Source organism: Microbacterium sp. CCH5-D1, from assembly GCF_001557335.1.
In the GTDB taxonomy this organism is placed as follows: Bacteria; Actinomycetota; Actinomycetes; order Actinomycetales; family Microbacteriaceae; genus Microbacterium; species Microbacterium oxydans.
In genome coordinates, this window is record NZ_LSJW01000211.1 from 1 (window position 1) to 3,077 (window position 3,077).

A 3,077-nucleotide genomic window follows, 5' to 3' on the forward strand; every position below is an offset into this window, starting at 1 on the left:
ACTGAAAATCGAAAGGTCACCGGATCGATGCCGGTCGGAGCCACACGAGTGATCGTTACAATCACTCCAGAAACCCTCGCCTAGCTTCTACATGGCGGGGGTTTTGCTTTGACCTGATGAGAAGCATTTTCTGGGCCGCCCCTCTGGCCTGTTCCGGCCCGAGCATCGAGCGAGTGGAACTCCTTCCTGTAAGCGAGCGCGGCGAGACTAGATGTCCCTGGCGTGAAGCTCGTGCCGGTTTCGTGCCGGTTGGACCTCAGATTCGGCCGCCGCGGGAGCCGCGCGTCACGTCGAAGCGGCTGGCCAATAGCGTTGACGGTGCGCCGTTGTGAGAACTTTCTTTGCTCATTCAAGGCCGACCTTCGGCCGGCCGGCTCACTGGCGCTACTTGACCGCTTCAGCGTGAGAGCGACTTGGGTGGGAGCGCGGTAGGCTTCCGATATTGACCAGGAGCACGGAAGCCCCGGACTCCTCGTGCACCATCCGCGAGATTGGAAGTACATGAGGTTCCGTGTCATCAGTCGTAGCGACCTGCGCGACGGCGACTTCCGCGACGAAATCCTTCTCCAGCTCATGTCCTGGAATGACTGGTGGCAGTTCAAGACCTCGTACTACGCCTATTACGCGACCCCGCGGGGAGAGCGGAAAGATCTTGGCGGGGTGAAGATCGGCAGCGTCGTACAGGATTACGTCAAGTCGAAGGAGACCAACGGGGACCGTACGGAGCTGCCGCAGACCTTCGAGGAACTTCCCGAGGGCTTTGTTTCCGTAGGGCAGGACGAGTCATACTACGAGAATCTTAACGCAGTTCTCGGCTCGGGCGCTGCGTCGGTACTGAATGCACTACGTGACTTGGCGATTGATCCAGAGGTCTTCAATGAACTGCGAGGCACACCTGTCGTCTATGAGTCTTTGACTCGAACCGTGGCATCTACGTCCGTAGAGGGAATTTTTCACAAAATCATCACAGGTACTGATGCTGTCGCGAGCTTTGACTTTACGTTCGTGAAGCCAAATGCGTCGCAAGACGGTCTTGAGGAACCGCTACGTCTCAAGTTCGCGGTCGCTCCGCGGTCAACTCCGCCCACGAATGTCCACGTGCTTATCGGTCGCAATGGTTCTGGCAAGACCACGTTGCTAAGTGAAATAACGCAAACTTTCTTGGGGCTCGACGAAACCGGGTGCGTCATCAGCTCCGATACGGAGAGGCCGCCTGTTGCCAATCTGGTACACATCGGCTTCAGTGCATTCGATGTGGTCAAGGTCCCTGTTGAGGATGACCCCCTCACGTACCCGGTCGCGTACTCCTACGTCGGACTGCACCAGAATGTGAAGAAGAAGCTGCAAACACGGCCAGCAGAGAAGCTCGCGGGCTCGTTCGCGCAGTCAGCGTGGCGCGTTATTAGTGAGAAGTCGCGCGACCTGTGGCGTGGAGCGCTGGAGACCCTTCAAAGCGACGTGAACTTCGCCGATGCCCAAGTGTCGAACCTCGCGAACGCGTCGCTAGAGGACGAAGAGTTCTTCGTGGAAACCGCCAAGGAACTGTTCGGCGAACTCAGTTCCGGTCACAAGATTGTTCTGCTGACCATCACAAGGCTCGTTGAGACGGTTACAGAGCAGAGCCTCGTTCTCATCGACGAACCGGAGGGGCATCTGCATCCGCCACTGCTGTCTGCTCTTGTGCGCGCCTTGTCGGAGTTGATGAAGAAACGAAACGGCGTGGCCATCATCGCCACGCATTCACCGGTGGTACTACAGGAAGTGCCCGCGAACTGTGTCCACGTGATTTCGCGGCACGGGTCGATCCAGACGGCTGACCGGCCGGATCGCGAAACCTTCGGGGAAAACGTAGGCGTGCTCACTAGCGCCGTTTTCGGCCTTGAGGTGCAGGCATCCGGTTTCCACAAGATGTTGACTGACGCTGCATTGACGCGGACCGATGCCGACTATGAGTCCATAGTGGCGGACTTCAACGATGAGCTTGGCTTTGAGGCAAGAGCAATACTCCGATCATGGTTCTCGAGCCGGACGGCTCGATGATTCCGCTCAAGCGCCCCGTTTTCGGGGTGAAAGAAATCCTCGCTGCGATCGGCGGCGGGGCCCGAACTTCACGGGTGAGCGCGGCGGAGGACACCCTTCTCCGGCATGAAGAGAGACTACGAAGCCGGGCCGACGCCTCTACGTGGTACACGATGCCCCGAGGGAACAGAACTGTCACGTCGGAGCTTGCGGACGATATTCGCTACGTGTACAGAAGCAAGTTGGCAAACAAAAAGGGAAACGCACGCCTCTACTACAACAGGCTTAGGGCGTCCTCGCCGCGGTCCAAGTGTCCCATCTGCATGGAGCGCCAGGTTGCAGCGTTGGACCATTACCTGCCCAAGGAGCTCTGGCCGGGTCTGGCAATCGTCCCTGATAATCTCTATCCGATCTGCACAACATGCAACCATCGCAAGAGTTCGTATTTCGCGGGTCAAGCAGATGAGCAGTACCTTCATCCGTATTTCGACGACCTGGGGGACTCGGAGTGGATAAGCGCACGGGTAGTAGAGGAGCCGGGCGCCCCTGTGCGATTTGCCATCAGTGCGCCGGAAGAATGGTCAGATGAACTCGCCGTCCGAGTACGCACCCACTACGAGCGCTTCAAGCTGTTTGAACTCTATGAAGACAATGCGGCTGACCTCCTCGCCGACTACGTGCTACTCCTAGACGAGACTTTCGATCGTGGCGACACCGAAGGGGTCTCCGTGCTACTCGCGGATCAAGCGCGCAGCATGCGCCACGCTCGGCTATCTGGCCGCGGTTCACCTAGTAGGTGGCCATACCTCGCAATGCAGGCTTGGGCAGACAGCGAGTGGTTCGCCGCAAACGCTGGTTGGCGAGTCTAACCGACGCCCGTGCCGGTTCTGTGCCGGTAGTTCGACTGAGACCACCTCAGATCAGCCACAACCAACGGTGACGATTTCCACGGAATCACGCGGCAAGCGGCGACCAACGAGCCCCCATCACCTCACCGCATCCAACTGAAAATCGAAAGGTCACCGGATCGATGCCGGTCGGAGCCACACGAGTGATCG

Annotated in this window: 2 protein-coding genes; both read left to right on the top strand. The window is 58.4% G+C overall.

The genetic code is table 11. The annotated features are described in order from the left end of the window. Positions 1–501: 501 nt before the first annotated feature. Positions 502–2,040: an ATP-dependent nuclease gene (locus tag AX744_RS12615; RefSeq protein WP_061017233.1), complete on the top strand. Its 1,539-nt coding sequence runs from the start codon at positions 502–504 to the stop codon at positions 2,038–2,040. Next, the gene (locus AX744_RS12620) at positions 2,013–2,888 is read left to right on the top strand and encodes a hypothetical protein (RefSeq protein WP_061017235.1); all 876 of its coding nucleotides are present in this window, start codon (positions 2,013–2,015) and stop codon (positions 2,886–2,888) included. Before AX744_RS12615 ends, AX744_RS12620 begins: the two co-directional genes overlap by 28 nt. The last annotated feature ends 189 nt before the right edge of the window (positions 2,889–3,077 follow it).